This window comes from Paractinoplanes maris (assembly GCF_023544465.1).
GTDB classification, from domain to species: Bacteria; Actinomycetota; Actinomycetes; order Mycobacteriales; family Micromonosporaceae; genus Actinoplanes; species Actinoplanes maris.
The window spans coordinates 345,159-362,615 of sequence record NZ_JALPVL010000009.1; the positions used below are offsets into that span (position 1 = coordinate 345,159).

Annotated in this window: 16 protein-coding genes; 8 read left to right on the forward strand and 8 right to left on the reverse strand. The window is 69.5% G+C overall.

Annotated elements, in window-relative coordinates:
- Position 1: 1 nt before the first annotated feature.
- From NAG42_RS26925 to rfbA, 3 genes are all read right to left on the reverse strand, one after another.
- Complete coding sequence (locus tag NAG42_RS26925) at positions 2 to 1,498, reverse strand: sugar transferase (protein WP_250034306.1); 1,497 nt, start codon at positions 1,496 to 1,498, stop codon at positions 2 to 4.
- 277 nt (positions 1,499 to 1,775) lie between these two features.
- Positions 1,776 to 2,405, reverse strand: a complete 630-nt coding sequence (locus NAG42_RS26930) for a dTDP-4-dehydrorhamnose 3,5-epimerase family protein (protein ID WP_250034308.1) — start codon at positions 2,403 to 2,405, stop codon at positions 1,776 to 1,778.
- Complete coding sequence (gene rfbA / locus NAG42_RS26935; protein ID WP_250034310.1) at positions 2,402 to 3,274, reverse strand: glucose-1-phosphate thymidylyltransferase RfbA; 873 nt, start codon at positions 3,272 to 3,274, stop codon at positions 2,402 to 2,404. Before rfbA ends, NAG42_RS26930 begins: the two co-directional genes overlap by 4 nt.
- A gap of 46 nt (positions 3,275 to 3,320) precedes the next feature.
- Between rfbA and rfbB the strand changes: the two genes are divergently transcribed.
- Genes rfbB through NAG42_RS26950 form a run of 3 tightly spaced genes read left to right on the forward strand, consistent with a single transcriptional unit; the run spans position 3,321 to position 7,431 of the window.
- Positions 3,321 to 4,283, forward strand: a complete 963-nt coding sequence (rfbB, locus tag NAG42_RS26940; RefSeq protein ID WP_250034312.1) for a dTDP-glucose 4,6-dehydratase — start codon at positions 3,321 to 3,323, stop codon at positions 4,281 to 4,283.
- Positions 4,283 to 5,104 carry a dTDP-4-dehydrorhamnose reductase gene (rfbD, locus tag NAG42_RS26945; protein ID WP_250034314.1) on the forward strand — a complete coding sequence of 274 codons (822 nt, stop codon included), beginning with the start codon at positions 4,283 to 4,285 and terminating at the stop codon, positions 5,102 to 5,104. The genes rfbB and rfbD overlap by 1 nt, the downstream gene beginning before the upstream one ends.
- 41 nt (positions 5,105 to 5,145) lie before the next feature.
- Positions 5,146 to 7,431 (forward strand): hypothetical protein, encoded by a 2,286-nt coding sequence (locus NAG42_RS26950; RefSeq protein WP_250034316.1) that lies wholly within the window; start codon positions 5,146 to 5,148, stop codon positions 7,429 to 7,431.
- Here the strand turns inward: NAG42_RS26950 and NAG42_RS26955 are convergent.
- On the reverse strand, positions 7,428 to 8,024 hold the full coding sequence (locus NAG42_RS26955; RefSeq protein ID WP_250034317.1) for a hypothetical protein: 597 nt from the start codon (positions 8,022 to 8,024) through the stop codon (positions 7,428 to 7,430). The two genes, NAG42_RS26950 and NAG42_RS26955, sit on opposite strands and share 4 nt — an antisense overlap.
- A 219-nt stretch (positions 8,025 to 8,243) precedes the next feature.
- Between NAG42_RS26955 and NAG42_RS26960 the strand changes: the two genes are divergently transcribed.
- A complete protein-coding gene (locus NAG42_RS26960; protein WP_250034548.1) occupies positions 8,244 to 10,481 on the forward strand; it encodes an ATP-dependent Clp protease ATP-binding subunit in 2,238 nt (745 codons plus the stop codon).
- Between the two features lie 52 nt (positions 10,482 to 10,533).
- Positions 10,534 to 11,412, forward strand: a complete 879-nt coding sequence (locus NAG42_RS26965; protein ID WP_250034320.1) for a patatin-like phospholipase family protein — start codon at positions 10,534 to 10,536, stop codon at positions 11,410 to 11,412.
- 5 nt (positions 11,413 to 11,417) lie between these two features.
- Here NAG42_RS26965 and NAG42_RS26970 read toward each other — a convergent pair whose 3' ends face one another.
- Both NAG42_RS26970 and NAG42_RS26975 read right to left on the reverse strand, forming a co-directional pair.
- A complete protein-coding gene (locus tag NAG42_RS26970) occupies positions 11,418 to 11,816 on the reverse strand; it encodes a hypothetical protein (protein ID WP_250034321.1) in 399 nt (132 codons plus the stop codon).
- Positions 11,813 to 12,385: a DUF4352 domain-containing protein gene (locus NAG42_RS26975; protein WP_250034331.1), complete on the reverse strand. Its 573-nt coding sequence runs from the start codon at positions 12,383 to 12,385 to the stop codon at positions 11,813 to 11,815. Before NAG42_RS26975 ends, NAG42_RS26970 begins: the two co-directional genes overlap by 4 nt.
- Before the next feature lie 124 nt (positions 12,386 to 12,509).
- Between NAG42_RS26975 and NAG42_RS26980 the strand changes: the two genes are divergently transcribed.
- A complete protein-coding gene (locus tag NAG42_RS26980) occupies positions 12,510 to 12,983 on the forward strand; it encodes a helix-turn-helix transcriptional regulator (protein WP_250034332.1) in 474 nt (157 codons plus the stop codon).
- A complete protein-coding gene (locus NAG42_RS26985) occupies positions 12,980 to 13,702 on the forward strand; it encodes a hypothetical protein (protein WP_250034334.1) in 723 nt (240 codons plus the stop codon). The genes NAG42_RS26980 and NAG42_RS26985 overlap by 4 nt, the downstream gene beginning before the upstream one ends.
- Before the next feature lies 1 nt (position 13,703).
- Here the strand turns inward: NAG42_RS26985 and NAG42_RS26990 are convergent, their stop codons facing one another.
- Positions 13,704 to 15,611, reverse strand: a complete 1,908-nt coding sequence (locus NAG42_RS26990; protein WP_250034336.1) for a DUF2075 domain-containing protein — start codon at positions 15,609 to 15,611, stop codon at positions 13,704 to 13,706.
- 235 nt (positions 15,612 to 15,846) lie between these two features.
- On the opposite strand from NAG42_RS26990, the gene NAG42_RS26995 reads away from it, so the two are divergent.
- Positions 15,847 to 16,803, forward strand: a complete 957-nt coding sequence (locus NAG42_RS26995) for a hypothetical protein (RefSeq protein ID WP_250034337.1) — start codon at positions 15,847 to 15,849, stop codon at positions 16,801 to 16,803.
- Positions 16,804 to 16,953: 150 nt separating this feature from the next.
- On the opposite strand, the gene NAG42_RS27000 is transcribed toward NAG42_RS26995, so the two are convergent.
- The gene (locus NAG42_RS27000; protein ID WP_250034339.1) at positions 16,954 to 17,373 is read right to left on the reverse strand and encodes a hypothetical protein; all 420 of its coding nucleotides are present in this window, start codon (positions 17,371 to 17,373) and stop codon (positions 16,954 to 16,956) included.
- Positions 17,374 to 17,457: the final 84 nt, after the last annotated feature.

Below are 17,457 nucleotides of genomic sequence, written 5' to 3' on the forward strand. Positions count from 1 at the left end.
TTCAGTACGCGCCGGAGCTGCGGGCCACCGCGCTCACCGTGCGCGCGAGGATCGCCAGATCCATGGACAGCGACCAGTTCTCGACGTAGGTCAGGTCCAACCGGATCGATTCCTCCCACGAGAGATCCGAGCGCCCGGACACCTGCCACAACCCGGTCAGCCCCGGCTTGACCACCAGCCGCCGCAACATGTCCGACGGATAGCCGGCCACCTCGCGGGCCAGCGGCGGCCGCGGCCCGACCAGCGACATGTCGCCCTTCACCACGTTCACCAGCTGGGGCAGCTCGTCGAGCGACAGCCGCCGCAGCCACCGCCCGACCGGAGTGACCCGAGGGTCCTGGCGCATCTTGAACAGCTCGCCGTCGGTGTCGTTGAGGTTGCGCAGCTCGGTCAGCCGCTGCTCGGCGTTCACCACCATCGTGCGGAACTTGTAGAGCACGAACAGCCGCCCGTCCTTGCCCACCCGCTCCTGCCGGAAGATGGCCGGCCCCCGCCCGCCGGGGGCGAACATCACCAGCCCGGCCACGACGGCCAGCACCGGCGCCCCGAGCAGCAGCAGGGTCAGCGCCCCGACCCGGTCGAAGACCGCCTTGACCCAGCGGGCGCTGCCCTTCAGGCGGGGGTGGTCGACGTGCAGCATCGGCAACCCGTCGACCGGCCGGATCGTGGTGCGATCGCCGGCCACGTCGACGAGCGTGCTCGCCACGATGAGGTCGATGTCGTCGGGCTCGAGCTGCCAGGCGAGCCGGCGCAACGCGGCACCGTCGATCTCGGGACAGGCCAGCACGACCACCGTGTCAGCCCCTGACCGCCCGACCGCGGCCGCCACCCCGTCGAAGGTGCCGTAGACCGGTGGCATCCCCGCGTCGAAGGCCGCGGCGCCGGATCCGGGGGGCAGGCACGCACCGATGACGCCGAGACCGTGGTGCCGCTCGCGCCGCAGCCGGCGGGTCATGTCGGCCACCGCGCGCCCGTGGCCGACCAGGATGACCCGGTGCAGCCGGTCGCTGCGGGCCCAGGAACGGTGCAGCCGCTGCCGCATCGCATAGCGCGCGGCCAGGTTGGCCAGCACCACCAGCGGCATCACGACGATGACATATCCCCTCGCCAACCGGAGGTCGAACGAGAACGAGACAATCGCCAGGGCCGCGGTCAGTGCCAGACCGGATCGGAACACCCGCACGTACTCGTCGGTGCCGACGAACAGATGGCGGGTCTCGTAGGCGCGATTGAGGAACAGGCACGCCACCCAGACCACGGGGAAAAGAAAAGTGACTACCAGATAGCCACTGATGAGCGGTTCACGGACGGGCGAGCCGAAGCGCACCAGCAGGGCCGAGGACGCCGCGCCGAGGCCGGCCACCGCGTCCAGCACCAGCAGGGCCCGGACGTAGCGGCTCTGCCAGCCATCGCGGGCGCTACCGGACGGCGGGCCGATGTCGAGCCGGGATTTTCGGGCGGAGAGGTCGAGGGTCGACGCTGATCCGACTGTCTGCACGCGGTGCCTCCGTCATCGACCGAGCCTGATCTGTCCGAGTTGCGGACATCGTGCACAATCGGTGTCCCCACGGTCACTCTCCAGGGACGCCTCGCCAAGACTGGCAACCCGGCGACCCCGCGCGCTACGCCTTTCCGTTCGTTCGAATTGGAGGATCGGATGATTCTGAGACCTGTTCGCGTCCAATGTGTCCAGATCGGACTATCGGCATGTCCGGCGCACAGTGTGGCGAAATAGCCAACTGCAGTATGCCTCTTACTACAGGCAATGCCGGTGGTCAATCATCCGCGACGGATGAGCGGCTGTCGTCAATGTGACGAAGGCTTTTCACGTACCGGCTGCATTCTTCATGACTCGGCAGCAATCCGGTCGCCCGAGCCTGCGCCAGTGACGGTGCCGCGCTGTCCTTGGTGGACAGCAGCGGCACGGCGGCCGGCCAGACGATGCCCAGCTCCGGATCGAGCGGATCGATGCCGTGCTCGTGCCCGGGGCGATAGGTGCTCGAACAGAGGTACGCCACGGTGGCCCCGTCGGTGAGCGAGCAGAACGCGTGCCCCAGCCCCTCGGCCAGATAGACCGCCCGCCGTTCCTCGTCATCCAGCCGCACCGACTCCCAGGCCCCGAAGGTCGGCGAGCCGACCCGCAGGTCCACCACCACGTCGAGAACCGCACCGGTCACACACGTCACATACTTGGCCTGCCCGGGTGGGACATCGGCGAAATGGATGCCTCGCACCACATCGCGGGCCGACGTCGACAGGTTGGCCTGGGCCAGATCCAGCGGATGCCCGACCGCGGCGGCCAGCGCGTCGAAGCGGTACCACTCCAGGAAGACCCCGCGCGAGTCACCGTGCTGGGCCGGAGTGATCTCGTACGCGCCCTCGATGGTCAACGGGCGAACCTTCACAGCAGACCACCCTCGACCAGCCGCAGGAGATATTCGCCGTAGCCGCTCTTCAGCAGTGGCTCGGCCAGCTCCCGCACGTCGTCGTCGGAGATGAAGCCCAGCCGCCAGGCCGCCTCCTCGACGCAGCCGATCTTCAGGCCCTGCCGCTCCTCGATCACCCGCACGTATTCCGACGCCTGCACCATCGACTGGAACGTCCCGGTGTCGAGCCACACCGTGCCCCGCTCGAGCACGGTCACGTCGAGGCGGCCCTGACGCAGGTATTCCTCGTTCACCGCGGTGATCTCGAGCTCGCCCCGCGCGCTGGGCACGAGGTCGCCGGCGATGGCCACCACGTCCGAGTCGTAGAAGTAGAGCCCCGGAACCACGTACGTGCTCTTGGGTTTCTCCGGTTTCTCCTCGATGGAGACGACCCGGCGGTCGCTGTCGAACTCGACCACGCCGTACCGCTCGGGGTCGGACACCGGATAGGCGAAGACGCGCCCGCCGCCCGGCTCGCGGAACCGGGCCAGCTGCCGGCCCAGGCCGACGCCGTGGAAGATGTTGTCGCCCAGGATGAGTGCGACCGGTTCGTCGCCGATGAAATCGGCCCCGATCCGGAAGGCCTCGGCGATGCCGTTCGGTTCCGCCTGTTCCGCGTACGACAGGGAGAGGCCCAGGCTGCGGCCGTCACCCAGCAGTCGCCGGAAGAGCGGCTGGTCCTCGGGTGTGGTGATGACCAGGATCTCGCGGATCCCGGCCGACACCAACGTGGTCAACGGGTAGTAGATCATCGGCTTGTCGAAGATCGGCATCAGCTGCTTCGACGTCGCGATGGTAAGGGGCCAGAGTCGCGAGCCGGTTCCCCCGGCGAGCAGAATTCCGCGCACGACCGAAGGTTACGCAGCGATCGCACCGTCTCTACACTCGCCAGCCGTGCACATTTTCGTGACCGGTGGCGCCGGTTTCATCGGATCGGCCTACGTCCGTGGCCTCCTGGACGATGACAAGCACGACGTGACGGTCCTCGATCTTCTGTCCTATTCGGGCAATCGCGACAACCTCCCGGAGACGCGCCCCCGCATGCGTTTCGTTCGCGGTGATATCACCGACGACCACCTGTTGCGGGAGCTTCTGCCGGGCCACGACGCGATTGTCCACTTCGCAGCCGAATCGCATGTGGATCGGTCGATTGAGGGGGCGATGCCGTTCGTCCGCACAAATGTGCTCGGCACGCAGACGTTGCTCGACGCCGCGCGGACGGCCGCGGTAAGTCGTTTCGTGCACGTCTCGACCGACGAGGTGTACGGCTCGATCGACGAGGGCTCGTGGACCGAGACGTGGCCGCTCGACCCGAACTCGCCCTACGCCGCCTCGAAGGCGAGCTCCGACCTGCTGGCGCTGGCGGCCCACCGTACGCATGGTCTGGACGTCGTCGTCACGAGATGCTCCAACAACTACGGGGACCACCAGTTCCCGGAGAAGGTGATCCCGCTCTTCGTCACCAACCTGCTGGACGGCAAGCCGATCCCGCTCTACGGCGACGGCGGCAACGTCCGCGACTGGCTGCACGTCTCCGACCACTGCCGCGGCATCCAGCTGGTGCTGGAGAAGGGCCGATCCGGCGAGGTCTACAACATCGGCGGCGGCACCGAGCTGACCAACCGTGAGCTGACCGGCCGCCTGCTCGAGGCGTGCGGCGCGGGCTGGGACATGGTGCGCCCGGTGACCGACCGCAAGGGGCACGACCGCCGCTATTCGCTGGACATCACGAAGATCGGCCACGAGCTCGGGTACGCCCCCCAGGTCACCCTGGACGACGGGCTGGCCGCCACGGTCGCCTGGTATCGCGACAACCGCGCCTGGTGGGAACCGCTCAAGGCGCGGGGAGCGGCCTGATGCGCTGGCTGGTCACCGGGGCCGGCGGCCTGCTCGGCCAGGATCTGCTGGCCGCCCTCGACGCGGCCGGCGAGACCGACGTGGTCGCGGCGACCCGCGCCGATCTCGACATCACCGACCCGGTCGCGGTCCGCGAGGCCGTCGGCGACCGCTTCGTCCTCAACGCCGCCGCGTGGACCGACGTCGACGGCGCCGAGGCTGACGAGGAGGCCGCGACCGCGGTCAACGGCGAGGCGCTGCGCCACCTGGCGTCCCCCCGCCTGATCCACTTCTCCACGGACTACGTCTTCGACGGGCGGGCCACCACGCCGTACGCCTCGGACGCACCGCGGGCACCGATCAACGCGTACGGCCGGGGCAAGGCCGTGGGGGAGCGGCATGTCCTGGCGGCCGGTGGCTCCGTGGTGCGCACCGCTTGGCTCTACGGCGCGCACGGCCCCAACTTCGTGCGGACCATGCTGCGGCTGGCCGCCGACCGCGACACGGTCGACGTCGTCGACGACCAGACGGGCCCACCCACCTGGTCGGGGGCGCTGGCCCGGCAAGTGGTCGCCCTGGCCCGCGCCGAACCGCCGCCGGGCGTCTATCACGGCACCGCGGCCGGCTCGACCACCTGGTACGGCCTGGCCCAGGCCGTCTTCGCCGAGGCCGGCCTCAACCCGTCCCGGGTCCGCCCGACCACCAGCGACCGCTTCCCGCGCCCGGCTCGCCGCCCGGCCTACAGCGTCCTGGCGCACGACCGGTGGGCGGCGGCCGGCGTCGCCCCGCTGGCCCACTGGCGCCCGATGCTGACTGAGGCGATGCCCACACTGCTGCGCTGAGCTCCGCTGTCGCGGCGCCGTGGTTGTGCGACGATGCGCAGGTGGTGGAGGCAGAGGCGGAGCGCGACGGCCCGGTTCGTGGCGGCGAACGGGGCGAGGGCGAGGCGCTCGACTTCAGCACGCCCGTGCCCGGCACCGAGGTCGAGCGCACGATCAAGACGGTGCGGGCCGAGTCGGACTACCTCGAAATCGAAGAGGTGTGGCGGTCGCCGCACGGCAGCACCTCGCGGCGTTACCTGGTCGCCCCGAGCCCACCCGCGGGCGTCGACCTGCCCTGGCTGCCCCCGGACGCGCCGCTCTCGGTCACCTTCCCCGGCGGCGAGTCCGCGCACCGCGACATCTCGGTCGACAGCCTCGGCCACCTCTTCGACGCCCGCCGGGCGACCGGCTGCCCCGGCTGCGGCAACGTCTACGGGCCCTGCTGCGGTGAGGTGGCCCGGCTCTTCGCCTGCACGACCTGCGACCGCCCGGCCTGCGGGGCGTGCCGGGAAGGCGCCGACATCCCGGCGACCCGGTGTGCCCGCTGCGGCGACACCTCCTGCGGCACCTGCTCCCGGCAGCTCCCGGTCGAGCAGTGCCGGCTGTGCGAGCGGGACGTGTGCCGCCCGTGCCGCGACGGCTCGATCTGCCGCACCTGCGAGGCGCTCGAGCCCGGCTCGGCCGACGGCCTGCCGGAGGAGCTGGTGGCGCGCGGCCTGACCGTGCTGACCGCCGAGGACGACGGTGGCCGGGTGGTCGTGCTGACCGGCGCCCACCGGCGGGAGCTGGTGGTGCTGGACGGCCCGCGCGTCGTGCGCTGGACGACCGCGGCCGACGATCCCCTGCTGCCCCTGCGGATCGCCGCCGCCGGTGTCGCCGGCACCGGCGACGCCGACGTCCACGTCCTGCCCGAGCAGCACTGCCCGCCCGCTCCGCGCGACTGGCTCCCGGTCGACCGGACGAGCGGGACGACGCTGCACTGGGCGGTGATGGCCGGCGACGCCCGCCGGGCCGGAACCTTCACCCCGCCGCCGGTCAGCGACGGCGCCGCGCCGGACGCCGCGCTGCGCGACGAGCTGATGGCCGTGCTGCCCGGCCTCGCCCCGGCGCCCGCCGCGTCCCCGGCGCCCGCGTTCCCCGCGCCCGCCGCGTTCCCCGCGCCCGCCACGTCCCCGGCGCCCGCCCCGTCCTCGGAGGCCTGGCCGGCCGCGGTGGTCACACCGGCGGCGGCGCGGCTCGTGGCCTGCCGGATGCGGACCGAGGACCTGACCGCGGTGGACGGGCGCGGGCTCGTCCGCCGGACGGCCGCCGGCCCCGCCGTGTCCGAGGCCGTCGCCGAGTGGCAGACCCCCGACGAGCCGGTGTGGTGGTCGGAGACCGGCTGGAACCCGGCGCCCGAGGTGGTCTCGCGGGCCCGCCTCGGCGAGTGGGAGGCGGTGCTGGCCCGGGTCGGCGGCCACGCGCTGCTCGGCCTGCGCCACGACGCCCAGGACCCGGTGTGGCACGAGGTCGCCGCGGAGCCGGCCGACCTGTCCCGCGGCCTGGTCGGCGCGGCCCTGATCGAGCCGCACGTCACCGCGTCGATCACCGCGCTGACCACCCCGGACCAGCTCTCCGGCATCACGATCGCCGGGGCCTCGCTGCTCGAGCGGCGCCGCTTCTACCGCGGTGTCGTGGCCCGCCCGCAGGACGACGAGGTGCCGCCGGCCGACGCGCTGGCCGCCGTTGCCGCCGGTGAGGTGCCCGCCGCCCCGGAGGCGACGACCGACCTGTCGGAGTCGCTGATCGCCGAGCTGACCAAGCGGCTGGGCGGCGGCCCGGCCCGGGTGGTGCACCTGGCGATCGGGCTGGAGGTCGAGGAGGTGTGGGTTCTGGCCGACGGTGGCCGGCTGGAGGTCTCGTACGAGGTGGCGGCGGGCGAGTCCCAGGGCCACGTGCCGGACGCGAGCACCGGTGAGCCGCTGACCGAGGCGTACGCGTGCCGCAGTCACCACCTGGCCGCGAGCGTGCGCTCCTGTGCCACCTGCCTGACCAGCACCTGCCGGGCCTGCGAGGACGGCGTCAGTCCCTGCACCCTGTGCGGCGGCCCGGTGTGCCGCCGCTGCGTCGCCGGACCGGACGGCCGCTGCCGGGCGTGCTCGACCGTCAGCAAGGTCGGCGCGCTGGCCCGCAGCCGTTACGGCGCGGCCCGCGGCGACGCCGTCTGGCACGGCGAGGGACCGAACGTCCAGGTGACGATCCGACGGCTGGCCGACGAGTGGACCCTCGAACGGCAGGACCACGAGGGCACGGTGACCTTCCCGCTCGCCGAGCCCGCCCTCACCCACGTCCGGGCGATGCTGCCTTAAGGCCGGAGCAGCAGCGCGTCGAGGGTCTCGCGGGCGCCCAGCAGCGAGCCGCGCAGGCTGACCGTGCGAAGCTCGCGCCCGAGGACCCGGGCCGCGTCGCGGACCCGAGGGCTGGGGTGGCCCTCGCCGGCCGTGAGGGCCGCCTCGACGCGGGTCCACAGATGCCAGGAGTCCTGGTCGAGCAGTCGGCGGGCGGCCTGATCAAGGGCCTCGCAGGTGATGTCGGTGGCGGCGTTCTCGCCGAGCTCGGCCACCCACGTCAGCTCGTCGACGGCCGGCAGGACCTCGGGCGACTCGTGCTCGACAGTCGCGTAGAGCATCGCCAGGACGGTCCGGACGCCGGACGCCCCGGCCGGGAAGCGGGCGCTCAGGTGCGCCGCCCGGCCCAAAGGCAGGTCGACCGCCTCGCGCGTGTCGCGGACCCGGGCGTGAAACGGGCGGTGTTCGCGCTGGGCGAACACCACCGGGCGATGGCCGGCCGCCAGCAGCCGCGCGGCGACCGAGTAAGCCACTCCGAGCTGGGCCGCGAGCGCTCGGACGGCGCGGCGACGGGCCCGGTCGGGCACCGGATGGCGACGCTTGGTTCCGGTCATCACTGCCTCCCTGCGGCCCTCCGGCGTTCCCCTTGCGGCCATCGTAGGACGGGCGGCGTTATGGTGAGGGGGCAGCGCGCAGGCACGAGCGTTGCGCGGCTCCCCACGCGGGCCGCGCGGTCACGCCAAGAGTCCTCGACTCAGCGCATCTCACCCACACGCGATGACGCGCGTCTATCGGTGAGGTGCGTGGGGCCTTGCCCTGAGGACGTGATTGTCGTGTTCGAACGGTTCACCGACCGGGCCCGCCGCGTAGTGGTCCTGGCTCAGGAAGAAGCCCGGCTGCTCAACCACAGCTATATCGGCACCGAGCACCTTCTGCTCGGCCTTCTGCACGAGGGCGAAGGCATTGCCGCGAGGGCTCTGCTGGGGGTGGGGGTCACCCTTTCCGGCGTACGGCTGAAGGTCGAGGACCAGGTCGGCCTGGGCGCATCCTCGCCGAGCGGGCACATGCCGTTCACGCCCCGGGCCAAGAAGGCGCTCGAACTGTCATTGCGCGAAGCCCTGCAGATCGGCCACAACTACATCGGCACCGAGCACCTCCTGCTCGGATTGATCCGGGAGGGCGAAGGGGTCGCGTTGCAGGTGCTGGGAGCAGACCCTTCCCGCGTACGCCGAGAAGTGCTCACCCTGCTGTCGGGCACCCCTTCTTCCCCCGCGCCGGTCACTGTTGCCGCCGCCTCCGCCTCGACGCTGCTCGACCAATACGGGGACAATCTCACTCAGCGCGCCCGGGACGGAAAACTCGACCCGGTCATCGGCCGGGACAGCGAGATCGAACGGGTCATGGTGGTCCTTTCCTGCCGGATGAAGAACAACCCGGTGCTGCTCGGGGATCCGGGTGTCGGCAAGACCGCGGTCGTCGACGGGCTCGCGCAGCGGATCGTCCGGGACGAAGTGCCGGAATCCCTGACCGGCAAACAGCTCTACACCCTCAACATGAGCGACCTGGTCGCCGGATCACGCTATCGCGGCGACTTCGAGGAACGCCTCAAGAAGGTCGTCCGGGAATGCCGCACCCGGGGCGACATCATCCTGTTCATCGACGAGATCCATCAACTGGTCGGGGCCGGTGCCGCCGAGGGCGCGATCGACGCCGCCAGCATTCTCAAGCCGATGCTGGCCCGGGGCGAACTGCAGACGATCGGCGCCACCACGACCAGCGAGTACCGCAAGTACTTCGAGAAGGATGCCGCGCTGGCCCGCCGTTTCCAGCCCGTGCCGATCGAGGAACCCACCCACGCTCAGACGATCGACATCCTGAAAGGCCTGCGCGACAAATACGAGGCCCACCACCGGGTGACCTACAGCGACAGTGCCCTGAGTGCGGCGGTGACGCTGGCCGACCGGTACGTCGCCGACCGTTTCCTGCCCGACAAGGCGATCGACCTGATCGACGAAGCCGGCGCGCGCCTGCGCATTCAGCAGTTGCCTCTGGCCGACGGTGACAAGGAGACCGCGACGCTCGAAGTGGGGGATGAGCAGATCGCCGAGGTGCTGGCCAACTGGACCGGCATTCCGGTCTATCAGCTGACCGAGGAGGAGACGATTCGGTTGCTGGGCATGGAGGCGGAGCTGCACAAGAAGGTCGTCGGCCAGGACGCGGCGGTGGCCGCGGTGTCGCGCGCGATCCGCCGTACGCGGGCCGGTCTGAAAGATCCTCGGCGGCCCGCCGGCTCGTTCATCTTCGCCGGCCCGAGTGGCGTGGGAAAGACATCACTCGCCCGGGCGCTGGCCGCCTTCCTGTTCGGCTCGGAGGACGCGCTGATCCAGCTGGACATGTCGGAGTTCCAGGAGACCCACACGGTGTCCCGATTGGTCGGTGCCCCGCCCGGATATGTCGGCCACGACGACGGCGGCCAGCTCACCGAGAAAGTGCGCCGCAAGCCGTTCTCGGTCGTGCTGTTCGACGAGATCGAGAAGGCGCATGCCGATGTCTTCAACACGCTGCTGCAGATCCTCGAGGACGGTCGCCTGACCGACGGTCAAGGCCGGGTGGTCGACTTCAAGAACACGGTCATCATCATGACGACCAATCTGGGCACGGGTTCGTCGGCACCGATCGGCTTCAATGCCACTCGAACCAGCCGGGTGGCCGAGGCTCTCAAGGATCAGTTCCGGCCCGAATTCCTCAACCGCATCGACGAGACGATCGTCTTCCCCGCATTGACCGAGGACGAAGTGCTCCGGATCGTCGACGTGCTGATGGCCCGCATCCAGGGGCAACTGCGCAACAAGGACATCGAGCTGGAACTGACCGACGCGGCCCGCGCCTACCTGGCCCGGAAAGGCTTTGACCCGGCGATGGGGGCGAGGCCGCTGCGCCGCACCATCCAGCGCGAGATCGAGGACGCCCTGGCCGAGAAGATCCTGTTCAACGACCTGCGCCCCGGCCGCCCGGTGGTGATCGACCACGACGAGAACGGCCTGATCTTCGGCGAGCGCCTGCCGGTGTGACCGTCGACGCGAACGGGGCCGGACCCCTTCCGGCTCCGTTAGCATCGGCAGGATGTCACGGTCGGTGGCGTTGGCGCTGGGTTCCGGTGGGGCGAGAGGGTTCGCCCACATCGGCGTCATCGAGGTGCTCGAGGAACGCGGCTTCACCGTCTCCGCGGTGGCCGGCTCGTCGATGGGCGCCCTGGTCGGCGGGGTGATGGCGGCCGGCCGGCTGAAGGCGTTCAAGGACTGGGCGGTGGCCCTCAAACAACGCGACGTCCTGCGCCTGATCGACCCCAAGTGGGCCGCCGCCGGGGCGATGGGCGCCGACCGCCTGATCAACCACCTGAACGAATTCCTGACCGACATCGAGATCGAGAACCTGCCGATCCCGTACACCGCGGTCGCCACCGACATCGAGGCCCGCCGCGAGATCTGGTTTCAGAAAGGCCTGCTCCGCACGGCGATCAGAGCCTCCATCGCCATCCCCGGCGTCATCACCCCGGTCGTGGTCGACGGCCGCCTGCTGGCCGACGGCGGCCTGCTCAACCCCGTCCCGATCGAGCCGACCGCCGCCTCCGGTGCCGACCTGACCATTGCCGTCTCCCTGCAGGCGCCCCGCCCGGCGCAGGAGCCCGCCAGCCCCGTACGAGCCGCCGCGGCCCCGCAATGGGTCGAGGAGTGGCGCGGCCGCCTGCGCCAGGTGCTGCACACCCGAGGCCCCAAGGCGCCCGCGCTCCCGGAGGACCTGCGCATCGGCACCGTCCTCGGCCTCTCCCTCGACGCGATGCAGGACCTGATCGCCCGCTACCGGATGGCCGGCCTCCCACCCGACATCCACATCGCCGTCCCGGTCAGCGCCAGCGGCATCCTCGACTTCCACCGAGCAGCCGACCTGGTAACCCTGGGCCGGGACCTGGCCACCAAGGCCCTGGACGACGCCGGCTACTGAAGCAGTCAGCGCCCAAGCCGCTGCTCGGCGACCCGCAAGCAGGCCCGCAGGGTCTCCACCGGCACACGCATGGCGCCGGCCAGCACCCGGTCGGTGTCCTGGACACCGCGGGCGGCGAGGTCGTCCCGGATGTCGAGCAGACCGCGGTGGTACGCGTTCCCGTCCTCCGGCAGCAAGGCGAGCTGATCCTCGGCATACCGCCGCACCATCACCGGCCGGGCCCCGACGGTGGCCGTGCCGCCGTGCTCGTTGGTCATGTCGCCGAGATGCCGCGCCGCGCGCCGCAAGCTGTCACGGTTGACGCGCCGCGCCGCGATGACCAGCCGCTGCGGCTCGTCCTCGTCAGCGGTCCACTCGGCCAGCACGTGCAGGCCGGGCTCCTGGCGTTCCAGCTGGGTGGTCATTTGAGGGCCACCTTGACGCCGCCGGAGAAGAGGGAGTCGTGGAGCTCGACGGTGGTGAGCTTGGTGCCCTTCGGGACGTCGAAGACGAGCTTGCCCTTGACGGTGTTGCCCGGGTTGATCTCCTCGAAGAAGACCTGCTGGTCCTCGTTGGCATAGAGGGCGGCCGACGAGTCCACCGAGAACTCGGTCCCCTTGGCGTCGAACGCCTTCTGCACCGAGTCGACCATGGTCTGAGCCTCCTTGCCGATGTTCTTGATCTGAAGGCTGACCAGGCAGAACTGCCCCTGCGCCTTCTTGTTGACGTACTGCGAGCCGACCTTGGCCACGCCGCACTTGAGGCCGGTGACGGTGAACTGGAAGTCGCCGTCCTTGGCCGGCTTGTTCAGCCCCGGCGTCGAGGCCTTCTTCGCCGCGGGAGCCGTCTCCTCGGCCGGCGCCTGCGTGCTGCCGCCCTCGGCGCTGCTGGTGTCGACGCCGCAGGCGAGGAGTGCGAGCACCGCGACCCCGCCGGCGATCCAGGGCAACTTGCGGCGCTTGGCGGGGACGAGGACAGGCTGCGGGTAGGTCATGGGAACTCCACGGAGGCGAAGGGTTGTGTACACAGGATCCGTGTACCGCGACGCCGTTTATAGAAGCAGTGTGCGACAACTATATCAACAGACATCAGGCAAGGCATATGTGTACACTGCCCCCGTGCAGCAGAGAGCGAGAGTCACCGCGGCCGACATCGCCCGCCTGGCCGGAGTCGGCCGGGCCGCCGTCAGCAACTGGCGCAAGCGGTACGACACGTTCCCCACCCCGATCGGTGGCACCGCCGCCAGCCCCCAGTTCGACCTCGACGACGTCGAACGCTGGCTGGCCGACCAGGGCAAACTCCCCGCGGTAGCCGACGAGGACCGCCTCTGGCGCAGCCTCCTGGCCGCCGCCGGCGACCCCGCCGAGGCGCTTGCCGTGGCCGGCGACCACCTGCTGGGTCGCCGGCAACTCCCGTACGACGAACTGCGCCCCACCCGGAGTGGTGGAACGGGCTGGCACCGTTCGACCGCGGGGCAGAACCGATCGTCCGTCATCTCGCCCGCAAGGGATACCTCGACAGCGATGGCGGCATGTACTTCATCGGACCGGAAGCGGAGAAGCGTTTCGGGCAGCGGCATTTCATGGGCATGACAGCCGTGTTCCTGGGTGTCCCGGAGTTCACGGTGCTGGCCGGCCGCAACGAGATCGGCAAGGTCGACCCCTACCTGCTGGTCGAAGAGGTGCAGGGCCCTCGCCGACTGCTGCTGTCGGGGCGGAGCTGGCAGGTCACCTACATCGACTGGAAGCGGCGCCGCTGCTTCGTCGAGCCGGTCGAGTCCGGCGGGCGAGCGCGATGGACGAACACCGGCTTCGCGGGTACGAGCCTCGAGCTGACCAGGGCGATGCGGGAGGTCCTGCTCGGCGCGGACCCGCCGGTCAAGCTGACCCGGCGTGCCGTCGACCAGCTCGCCGATCAGCGTGAGAAGTGCTCGTCGTTGGTGCATCCCGGTGGGAACGTCATCATGCGAGCCGACGACGGTGACCTGAAATGGTGGACGTGGGCCGGGTTCCGGGCCAATGCCACCTTGACGGCAACGTTGAGCGAGGTCACCGACCCTGGCCATCGGTTCAACGACCAATACATCCGGCTTCGCGAGGACCTGACGCCTGCAGCGTGGCGCGAACTCATCGCCGATGCGGAATCCCGCCTGTGCTTGCCCGAAGTCAACAAGAAGGCGCTGGACGGGCTGAAGTTCAGCGAGGCTCTGCCGGAGCGCCTTGCGGTCGCCACTCTGGCCGCCCGCCTCGCCGACCTTGATGGGGCTCGGCGCGTCATCGAGGAACCGACCCGATTCGTCTCCGTGGTCTGAATCAATCCTCGGCCGGCTCGTAGACCGTCTCCAGGCCGCGCTGCACCCGGATCAAATCAGACAGGAATCGGCGCGTCTCGGGGTCGGTGGAGTAGAGGATGGTGCCGCGCATCCCTCGGGTGAGAAGCACCTTGTAGGTGTTGCGGATGAGCCTGTCGGCGGCCTCATCACTTACGGTCTTGGTGCTACGAAATTTAGGATCCTTGGACTCGGCGCGGTTGGTCACGAGCTGTCCGTCCCGTGCCACGAGGTCAGGGCCGATGATGACGCCTGACCATTCGTACTCGAAGCCTTGAGCGGTGTAGACACAACCCACTTGCCCGAAGCCGTTCGGATCCGTAGCCCAGAACGGACTGCCCGGTGCGCCGCCGACACTACGATCGCCACGGACGTTCCACGGTCGCGACCAGTCGCCGATCGTCACATCTTCGACCAATGTGCCATCCTCGTGTGGATCGCTCCAGGGCCAGCAGTATCCCGCTGTGATCCGCGCGTTCTCGCCCATCGACTGCTTGGCGAAGAGGAAGGCCTCCATCTCTTGCGGCGACTGCGCCACGCGCAAGTCGACCCGACCGTCGCCCTCCCACACGGACGGGCGACCGTTCTCAAGACTGAGCAGGTCCAGCACCCACTCCCCGTAAGCCTCACTGCCACCGCACCGGAACTGGTCGTGCAGTGACACCAGACTGACCTCGAGGTCCATTGCCCGGGCGTGAGCCGTGATGATTTCTACGTTGCCCTGCTCGCCCGGCCGGACAACCTGGTGATCGTCGAGGAGGAACACAGGTACGCGGGCTGCCGACAGCAGTTCATCGACCTGCGGACGTGCTGCTTGTCGAACTTCCTTCCTGGTCCACTGATTCACGGACGTCTCCCGGATGCGATGGGCTTCGTCGCAAATCAGTACCTCGATTCCGTTGCGGTCAGTGCTGGTAAAGCTGTTGAAGTACTGGAACAGTTTCTGGGTGCGGCCGGAACCTTTTCCCGCATACTTCCGCAAGGTCATTGTGAAAGACCTGGAGCCAGTTGCGTGTAAAACTGACTCGCCTCGGCGAGCTAGCTCACTGAGAAGGCTGAGCGCGATCACGCTTTTGCCGCTCCCGGGCCCGCCGGAGACCACAACGACGCTCTTGTGGTCTCCTCGCCTGGCCCGTTCAACAGCATGCAGGACCAGCTCGTACGCGAGCCGCTGCTCGTCCAGGAGCGTGAAGAAAGACCCTTCGTTGAGCTCACGAGCCGCATAGGCCAACAGCTGCCGGCTTGGCCGCACAGCGCTCTTCAAGAAACGATCGGCGGCCGCAGCGCCTGGCTCTCGGACGTCGAGCAATGCCCTCAGATAAGCCAGGAATGCGCCGCGGCGCTCTTTTGTGAAGATGCGGCTCCGTTCGTCCGCCGGGCGCTCAAAGAGTTCCTGGACGTCTCGGTCGACCGCGTTGTGGAGATAGACCGCACCGCGTACGGCATCCTGGTGGTCGACGAAAAGGCCAAGGAAATCTACTATGTAGTCGCAATATTCGGCCACTTGAAGGCCAGGATGCAGTCGCGGCCCGGCGGTGTGGGCGACGTTGACCAGCTCGTCGCTGTCCTCGTACCGCCCGGCGGCCGACCACTGCTTGAGTTCGACGACGACGAAAGAGTCGTCGCCGGTTTTGGGGTGCGAGCCCGCGAGGACGACATCCACACGGCGGCTGGTCAGTGGGAGCTGATACTCCAGAAGCACCTCGACGTCGTGCAGACCGGCGTCCGCCAGGTCCTGCGCGAGTATGGAGAGGCTCCGCTCCCATGACCTGCGTTCGGAGGGTCCGACGCCATGGCCGCTCATCCGAAGTTGCTCGGACAGCCGGTCAACCAGGGTTCCTTCGGTGACGAGACGAAGAAGGGCGGCCGCGGAAACGCGAAATGCCGACATGAAGAGATGCCCCCGGGCAGCACGAATTGATCGTGCGGATGGGAGGCATATCCTGCGTTCGGAAGCCTGTCGGACCGCATACGGACTGCCTGCACTTTAGCGGCCCGAATCTTGGGTGGCTACGACGCGCCGCTCGCACGTCGATGTCGCAGGTTAACTATCCTCGGATGATCGGTTGTCCGAGCCGTCCGAAGTGACCACACCGCGGGGTATTTGAAGCCCCTACGGTCTGCTGATGGCCATCGCGTTCGAGTTGTGGGGGCAGCGCGGCTACCCGCATGCCGAGGTTGTCGGGGAGTCGCATTACGGGCGGGCCATCCGGTCCCTCTTCGGCAAGGACTTCAAGCCCGACGGCTCGGAAGTCATGCGCCCGGCCGTCCTGATGCCCGAATCGGGCAACCCGCACGACCCTTACGCCGTCGGCGTGTGGATCGACGGCGACCAGGTCGGCCACCTGTCCCGGACGGACGCGGCCCGCTACTACCCCGTCCTCATCCAGCTCCTGACCGGCGGCTGGGCTCCGCAGGTGACCGCCCGGGTGTGGGGCGCCGAGTGGGACGACTTCGACGGCCGAGGGGCGGCGTTCCGCGGCTCCGTACGTCTGGACCTCGCCGAGCCCCACCTGATCGTCCCGGCCAACCTGCCGCCGAGCGAGAGCCACTGCCTGCTGCCCTCCGGGAACGCGATCCAGGTCACCGGCGAGGACAAGCACCTGGCCGAGCTGACCCCGTTCCTGCGCCCCGAGGGCGAATGCTGGGCCCACGTCACCCTGCACGAGATCGCTGAGCGGGCTGCCCGCACCCTGGTCGAGGTGCGCATGGACGGCGTACGAGTCGGCCGGCTCACCCCGAAGATGAGCAGCGAGCTCCTCCCCGCCATCCACCACCTGGCCGAGCAGGGCCTGACCACCGCGGCCCGCGCCATAGTCAAAGGCAACCGCATCAAGGCCGAGGTCATCCTGTACGTCGTACGGGCCCACGAACTACCCGACACCTGGCTGGGCGACCGCCCCCCAGAAACACCCCAAGAGCACGCCCCTGTCCCACCACCACCCACCGGCGTCCGTTTCGCCATCCCACCGGACTGGCCCACCCCACCCGACGGCTGGACACCGCCATCAGGCTGGCGCCCCGACCCCGCCTGGCCCCCCGCCCCACCCGACTGGCAGTGGTGGGTCCTGGTCTGGGAATGAGCCCGGACGCAGCTCCTGGAGGCTGCCCCCGACGTGGTGAAGCGCCGCACGGCACGGTCGCCGGCGGCGTATGAGGGCACGGTGAAGGAACGCCTGTTTCACCGACCCGGCAGCCGGACCGGCTAGGGTGCCGGGCTGCCGGGTGGGATGTCAGTCGTCCGGGTTGCTTTGGGCGGTTTCGCCGCCTGACGTGAACGTTGTTCCGGCGCCGGTGCCCTCGACCGTCACGCGGTCGTCGTTCATCAGCACCTTGCGGATCGACGTCCAGGCCGCTCGGTAGTTCTTGTCGTCGATGCCGAGGCGGGTCAGGGTTTCCTTCAGGTCTTTGCCGGTCATCGGGGTCGCCGACTCCTGGAGGGCCCGGATCACCACGGCGCTCGGGTCACGGTCGAAGGCAGCCCGGAGCTCGTCCGGCTCCACCAGCGACTGGAACAGCAACGACCCGCGGGGGGTGACCTGCTCGTAGTCGCCGAGGTGGACTTCCTCCTCCGCGCTGTCGTCCCACTTGACCCGGTAGAGGTCGCCGTCCTGGTCGAGCACGGTGCCGACCCGCACGGGCCGGCTTTTCACGTAAGGGAGCCGAACGATGGCTCGTTGATGGTCCACCGTAGCGACTGTAGTGCCACTCTCCCCGGGACATGCCGGGACCCAGCG

Coding starts and splice junctions, on each gene's coding strand:
- NAG42_RS26985 (WP_250034334.1), top strand. CDS start 12,980: ATGACAGCCGTGTTCCTGGGTGTCCCGGAGTTCACGGTGCTGGCCGGC.
- NAG42_RS26975 (WP_250034331.1), bottom strand. CDS start 12,385: ATGACCTACCCGCAGCCTGTCCTCGTCCCCGCCAAGCGCCGCAAGTTG.
- rfbD (WP_250034314.1), top strand. CDS start 4,283: ATGCGCTGGCTGGTCACCGGGGCCGGCGGCCTGCTCGGCCAGGATCTG.
- NAG42_RS26995 (WP_250034337.1), top strand. CDS start 15,847: ATGGCCATCGCGTTCGAGTTGTGGGGGCAGCGCGGCTACCCGCATGCC.
- NAG42_RS26955 (WP_250034317.1), bottom strand. CDS start 8,024: ATGACCGGAACCAAGCGTCGCCATCCGGTGCCCGACCGGGCCCGTCGC.
- NAG42_RS26965 (WP_250034320.1), top strand. CDS start 10,534: ATGTCACGGTCGGTGGCGTTGGCGCTGGGTTCCGGTGGGGCGAGAGGG.
- NAG42_RS26990 (WP_250034336.1), bottom strand. CDS start 15,611: ATGTCGGCATTTCGCGTTTCCGCGGCCGCCCTTCTTCGTCTCGTCACC.
- NAG42_RS26970 (WP_250034321.1), bottom strand. CDS start 11,816: ATGACCACCCAGCTGGAACGCCAGGAGCCCGGCCTGCACGTGCTGGCC.